The organism is Sphingomonas sp. LH128, assembly GCF_000293195.2.
Taxonomy (GTDB): domain Bacteria; phylum Pseudomonadota; class Alphaproteobacteria; order Sphingomonadales; family Sphingomonadaceae; genus Novosphingobium; species Novosphingobium resinovorum_A.
This window is the reverse complement of record NZ_ALVC01000100.1, coordinates 1-6695: the sequence shown is the minus strand read 5'-3', so window position 1 is coordinate 6695 and position 6695 is coordinate 1. Positions and strand designations below refer to the sequence as shown.

At 67.0% G+C, this 6695-nt stretch carries 3 protein-coding genes; 2 read left to right on the top strand and 1 reads right to left on the bottom strand.

The genetic code is table 11. The annotated features are described in order from the left end of the window. Window positions 1-2525, bottom strand: a 2525-nt coding sequence (locus tag LH128_RS08575) for an Rne/Rng family ribonuclease (RefSeq protein ID WP_008829221.1), incomplete at its 3' end; no start/stop codon positions are given. Between the two features lie 634 nt (window positions 2526-3159). On the opposite strand from LH128_RS08575, the gene LH128_RS08570 reads away from it, so the two are divergent. Both LH128_RS08570 and LH128_RS08565 read left to right on the top strand, forming a co-directional pair. After that, the gene (locus LH128_RS08570) at window positions 3160-4029 is read left to right on the top strand and encodes an N-acetylmuramoyl-L-alanine amidase family protein (protein WP_008829220.1); all 870 of its coding nucleotides are present in this window, start codon (window positions 3160-3162) and stop codon (window positions 4027-4029) included. Between the two features lie 180 nt (window positions 4030-4209). Continuing rightward, the coding region (locus LH128_RS08565) for a penicillin-binding protein 1A (protein ID WP_008829219.1) at window positions 4210-6695 on the top strand (2486 nt) is incomplete at its 3' end.

Below are 6695 nucleotides of genomic sequence, written 5' to 3'. Positions count from 1 at the left end.
TCCTCGGCGACCGGTTCGGGCGCTGCGGGCGCTTCGACGACGGCTTCGGCTTCGACGTCCACCTTCTTGCGACGGGTACGCTTGGGCTTTGCCGGCGCTTCCTCGGCGACCGGTTCGGGCGCTGCGGGTGCTTCGACGACGGCTTCGGCCTCGACGTCCGCCTTCTTGCGGCGAGTGCGCTTGGGCTTTGCAGGCGCTTCCTCGGCGACCGGTTCGGCCGGGACGATCGGCTCGGCGCTGATGCCGCCATCGGCGACCGGCAGCGCGGCTTCTTCGGCAGCCAGTTCGAGGCCTTCGGCGCCGATCACGGCATCCTCGCCCTCGGCACCGTTCTCGGCCTCGCCTTCACCGCGACGACCGCGACGACGGCGACCACCGCGACGGCGGCGCTTCTTGGGTGCGTTGGTATCGTCACCCTCGGCCTCGGTGCCCTCGGCTTCGACGATGCTCTCGCCTTCGTCTTCGGCGTCGTCGCCTTCGTCCGAAGCGTCGGCAGCTTCGACCTCAGCGGTCTCGGCACCGTCCTCGCGGCGATCGCGGTTGCGGCCACGGCGGCGCTTGCGGCGCTTGCTGCGGCGGCCTTCACCGTCCTCGGACGCTTCGGTGCGCTCGGCAGCCTCTTCGGCTTCCAGCTCTTCGTCCTCGTACTCTTCCTCGACGAAGTCGTCCTCGACGTCCTCGGCGATGGGCTCGAAGCGGGGCACGAACTCGTTGCGCGGACCCGACGACATGACGCGCATCTTGGCGCCTTCGTTCTCACCCTCGGGGATGACTTCGACGGTTACGCCGTAGCGTTCCTCGATGTCGGCGAGGTCGGTGCGCTTGGCGTTGAGCATGTAGACCGCCGCCTCGGTGGAGGCGAACAGCGAGACCACGATGCCCTTGCCCTTGGCCGCCTCGTCCTCGATCAGACGCAGCGCCGAGAGACCGGCGGAGCTGGCGGTGCGGACGAGGCCGGTGCCGTCGCAGTGCGGGCACGAGCGGGTGGTCGCTTCGAGAACGCCGGTGCGCAGGCGCTGGCGGCTCATTTCCATCAGGCCGAAGCTGGAAATGCGGCCGACCTGAATGCGGGCGCGGTCGTTCTTTAGCGCTTCCTTCATCGCCTTCTCGACCTTGCGGACGTTGGAGCCGTACTCCATGTCGATGAAGTCGATCACGACGAGGCCGGCCATGTCGCGCAGGCGCAGCTGGCGGGCGATTTCGGCCGCGGCTTCGAGGTTGGTGGCAACCGCCGTCTGCTCGATCCCGTGCTCCTTGGTGGCGCGGCCCGAGTTGATGTCGATCGAAACCAGTGCCTCGGTCGGGTTGATGACGATGTAGCCGCCCGAACGCAGTTGCACGACGGGGTCGTACATCGCGGTCAGCTGGTCCTCGGCGCCGAAGCGCTGGAACAGCGGGACGGGATCGGCGTAAGGCTTAACCTTGCGGCCGTGGCTGGGCATCAGGAGCTTCATGAAGTCCTTGGCGGCGTGGTAGCCGGCCTCGCCCTCGACGATCACTTCCTCGATGTCGCGGTTGTAGATGTCGCGGATGGCGCGCTTGATGAGGTCGCTGTCCGAGTGGATCAGCGCCGGAGCGGCCGAGCGCATGGTCTGTTCGCGCAGCTCGTCCCACAGGCGGGCGAGGTAGTCGAAGTCGCGCTTGATCTCGGTCTTGGTGCGCTGGAGGCCCGCCGTGCGGACGATGCAGCCCATCGAGCGGGGCAGGTCCATTTCGGCGATGATCGACTTCAGGCGCTTGCGGTCCGAGGCCGAGCTGATCTTGCGGCTGATGCCGCCGCCGTGGCTCGAATTCGGCATGAGCACGCAGTAGCGGCCCGCGAGGCTAAGGTAGGTGGTGAGGGCCGCGCCCTTGTTGCCGCGCTCTTCCTTGACGACCTGGACGAGCAGCACCTGGCGGCGCTGGATGACGTCCTGGATCTTGTAGCGGCGGCGCAGCGCCATGCGCTTGGCGCGCAGGTCGTCGGCTTCCTTCGAGCGGCCCGAGGGACGGCCACCCTGGCGGCGACGGCCACGGCCGCGACGGTTATTGCCTTCGGACTCTTCGTCGCCGTGCTCGCCCTCGTGCTCGCCTTCGTCGTCGGCGTGGAACGGGTTCTCTACCGCGCCGTCCTCGATCGTGGCGACATGGTCCTTCTCGGACGTATCGACCTCGGTGAGGCCGCCATCGTCGTTGTAGTCGCCGTCTTCGTCCTCGTCGTCACCTTCGGTGGCGCGCAGGGCGGCTTCTTCCTCGGCATGGGCGGCTTCTTCCGCCAGCAGGGCCTCGCGGTCCTCCTTGGGGATCTGGTAGTAGTCCGGGTGGATTTCGCTGAAGGCGAGGAAGCCGTGGCGGTTGCCGCCGAAGTCCACGAACGCGGCCTGGAGCGAAGGCTCCACGCGCGTCACCTTCGCGAGGTAGATGTTACCCTTGATCTGCTTGCGTTCGGTCGACTCGAAGTCGAACTCTTCAATGCGGTTTCCCTTGACGACCGCCACCCGCGTTTCTTCCGGGTGGCGCGCATCGATCAGCATGCGGGTTGCCATTTGGTATTCTCCGTGCGCGTCGACGCCGGGCCGGATCAGCCTGGCGGATGCGCGTATGTTCACTGTAGGCGAATGCGCCCCGCAGAATCACGACGCGGCCACTTGGGGCGGCGTTCCAAACTGAGGGGGCGAGTTTTGGCGCAATGGTGGAGCAATCCAGCGCTCCATGCGCGGCGAAAGTAGTGGCTGCCCCAGTAGCATGTGCGGCAGCATGTGCGTCTGCGAGCGAAGACACGCGCGGCGTATTAGAACGCGCGGAAAGTTGCGACCACGCCGCCCGCGCCCTTTCGGGCGTCGAATGGCAAGGCGGCAACTGGCTTCTCATGGCTCACTTCAACCTGATAAGGCACTCCGGAAAAAGGATTATTTCCGGCTCCCTGGACCGAGGCTTGCGTCTGGCTCTGCCGGTCCTGTCCGGCGCCATATGGTTATGGTATTGCCGGATTGCGAGGACCGACGCGCATTCCTCGCCTCGGTTCTGCTGGCCTAGCATTCATGACGCAAGACGGCAAGTTGCTTGGACCGTTGGAATTTGGCGGGCATCGGCCCGGGGCGGAGCGGCTGACCAGCCTGTGGGAAAGCGCGGGGGCGCAGGATTGCCCGCCCGCCAAACGCGGCTTAGTCCTTGGCGCAAATGTCGCGCACCTTGCAGTTGATCCTCGTCTTCATCGCGCCGCTGGCGGTGCTTGCCGCCGCGTTCGCGGTGAGCGGGGTATGGCCGGTGCGGGCCGGGGGCTACGACTACGTCATCCGCTTCGACCTGCCCGGGGTGAACGCGCCGATCGACCTGCCGCGCGTCGATGGGCCGCCCGACGCCAGCCGTCCGTTGGTGGTCATCGATCCGGGCCATGGCGGCTTCGATCCCGGCGCGGGGGCAGGAGCGCTGAAGGAAAAGGCCGTGGCGCTGCAGATCGCATTGGCGCTGCGCGAGAAGCTGCTGGCAAGCGGCGGCCTGCGCGTGGCCCTGACGCGCGACACCGACCGCTTCATCGCGCTCGCCGATCGCCCTGACATCGCCCGGCGGCTGAACGCGGACTTGTTCGTCTCGATCCATGCCGACAGCGCCGAGGCTGATTCGGCGCGCGGGGCAAGTGTCTATGTCCTCTCGGAAAAGGGATCGAGCCAGGCCGCCGAGCGGTTCGCCGAACGGGAGAACGGAGCCGACCGCGTGAATGGCGTCAAGCTGTCGAAGACGAGCGCGCAAGTGGGCGCGATCCTGCTCGACCTCTCGCAGCGCGGGGCGCAGGCGCGCTCCACCCAAGTCGCGACGCTGCTGCTGCGCGAACTGGGCGACGCGGGCGTTGGCATGCATCGCGACCGGCCGGAAGCCGCTGCGCTGGCGGTGCTGAAGGCGCCCGACATGCCCTCGATCCTGTTCGAGACTGGCTACATCAACAACCCCGACGACGCGCAGGCGCTGGGATCGAAGCAGGGGCAGCAGGTTCTGGCAGAGGCAGGCGCGAAGGCGATCCGCGCCTATTTCGCAAGGAACCCGGGTGGTTGAGCGGGCTGCACGCGTCGTCCCGGACTTGATCCGGGACCGGTGGCGGTGTTTGGGCGGCCGGACGCGGGCAGCTTCGTGGGCTGTTTACGGCCAGCGGTCCCGGATCACGTCCGGGACGACGAAGAGTTGCGACGAGAGTGGTTTCCTTGCGCCAAAACGCCGTGCTAGAGGGCGCACGCAATGACCGACGCGATTGATCCCGGCGAACAGCCGCCCGAAGACGCGACCTACCGCATCCGCCGCGATGGGCCGGGACGCCTTGCCGCTCTGCGCAGGGCATGGCACGAACGCAAGTGGATGCGCCGTTTCGGCTATCTGTGCATGGCAGGCTTTGCCGGCATCGCCGCGTTCTGGGTGTTCCTTGCCCACGACCTGCCGGACGCCAACAAGCTGCTGGAATACCAGCCGCCGCTGCCGACGATGGTGCGCGGGATGGACGGCGAGATCGTCTATTCTTACGCCCGCGAACGGCGCGTGCAGCTGCGCTTTGTCGATTTCCCCAGGCCGATGGTCAACGCCTTCCTCTCGGCCGAGGACCGCACGTTCTGGACGCACGGCGGCGTCGACGTCGGTGGTCTGGCGGGCGCGGTGGTGGATTATGTCACCAAGTACGGCTCGGGCGTACGCGCCAAGGGCGGTTCGACGATCACCCAGCAGGTCGCCAAGAACATCCTGATCGGCGACGAATATTCCGTGACGCGCAAGCTCAAGGAAATGATCGTCGCCCGCCGTATCGAGGGCGTGCTGACCAAGCAGCAGATCCTCGAACTCTACCTCAACGAGATTCCGCTCGGACGCCGTTCGTTCGGCGTGCAGGCGGCCTCGCGCGCCTATTTCGACAAGGACGTCGAGGACCTGTCGCTCAGCCAGAGCGCGTTCCTCGCGATCCTGCCGCGTGCGCCGGAAGTCTACGGCCGCAAGAAGAACGAGGACCGCGCGATCGAGCGTCGCAACTGGGTGCTCGACCAGATGGTGCGCAACGGCTGGGCCAGCGCGCAGGACGCCGCCGCCGCCAAGGCGGAGCCGCTCGGCCTCGTCACCCAGCGCACTAGCACGTACGAACCTTCGAACGGCTACTTCCTGGAGGAAGTTCGCCGCCGCCTGATCGGCAAGTACGGCGAAAAGGCCGAAGACGGTCCGAACAGCGTTTATGCGGGCGGTCTTTGGGTGCGCACTTCGCTCGATCCGCAGATGCAGGTCGCGGTGCGTGATGCGCTGCGCAAGGGGCTGCTGCTCTATCACGGCAATCGCGGCTTCGTGCGGCCGATCGCGCATCTGAGCGACCTCGAGAACTGGCAGAGCCAGCTCGTCGTCGCCAACAAGACGATCGACTACAAGGACTGGCGCGTCGGCGTCATTCTCGATGCCTCGGGCAGCACGGGGCGCATCGGCTTCTCCGACGGCAACGTTTCCACGCTGACCGGTATTTCCGACAAGGCCAAGGTCGGCGATCTGGTCGCGGCCCAGCCGGTAGGCGGCAGCACCTGGGCGCTTCGCGGCATTCCCGAGGTGTCCGGCGGCATGATCATCGAGCAGCCCGGTTCGGGCCGCATTCTTGCCATGCAGGGCGGCTTCGATTCCGGGATCGACAGCTTCAACCGCGCGACGCAGGCCGAACGCCAGCCCGGCTCGACCATCAAGCCCTTCGTCTACGCGACCGCGCTGCAGAACGGCATGACGCCCGCCACGCAGGTCCTCGACGGCACCTTCTGCGTGTTCCAGGGAGCAGGGCTGGGCAACAAGTGCTTCCGCAACTTCGGCGGTGCGGGCGGTTCGGGCAGCCATACGCTGCGCTGGGGCCTCGAACAGTCGCGCAACCTGATGACGGTGCGCATCGCCAACGACGTGGGCATGGCCAAGGTCACGCGCACGTTCCACAACATGGGCATCGGCGATTACCAGAAGTACCTGTCGTTCGCACTCGGCGCGGGCGAGACGACGGTGGGACGCATGATCAACGCCTATGCGGCGCTGGCCAACAACGGCGTGCAGTTCTCCGGTTCGGTGATCGACTACGTGCAGGACCGCAATGGCAAGGTGATCTGGCGGGCCGACAAGGGCACCTGCAACGCCTGCAACATGGCGCAATGGGACGGCAAGCCGATGCCGCGCATCCAGCGCGTCGGCAAGCAGGTGATGGACGCGCCGACGGCGTACCAGACCGTGCATATGCTCGAAGGCGTCGTCACCCGCGGCACGGCCGAGCGCCTGCGCGACCTCAAGCTGCCGATGTTCGGCAAGACCGGCACCACCAACGGCCCGACCGACGTGTGGTTCATGGGCGGCAACCAGGACTACGTGGGCGGCGTCTACATCGGCTATGATACGCCGCGTTCGCTGGGCGGTTACGCGCAGGGTGGCCGAATCGCTGCGCCGATATTCAAGGACGTGGTGCTGGCGACGCCGGGCCGCTGGTCGCACCAGCCGCTGGTGGCGCCGCAAGGCATCCGCATGGTCCGTATCGACCGCGTGACCGGCAAGCGCGTCATGGGCGTCGAGCCCACCGACGAGCCGAAAGCCTCGGTAATCTGGGAGGCCTTCAAGCCCGACACCGAACCGCGCCAGTACACAGCCGAGGACGAGTTCAGCCGCCGCCGCGACGCGCTGGTGGCCTCGATCCGCAGCGCCCGCGACGCGCGCGATGCGAATGCGGCGGCAGCGGCGGG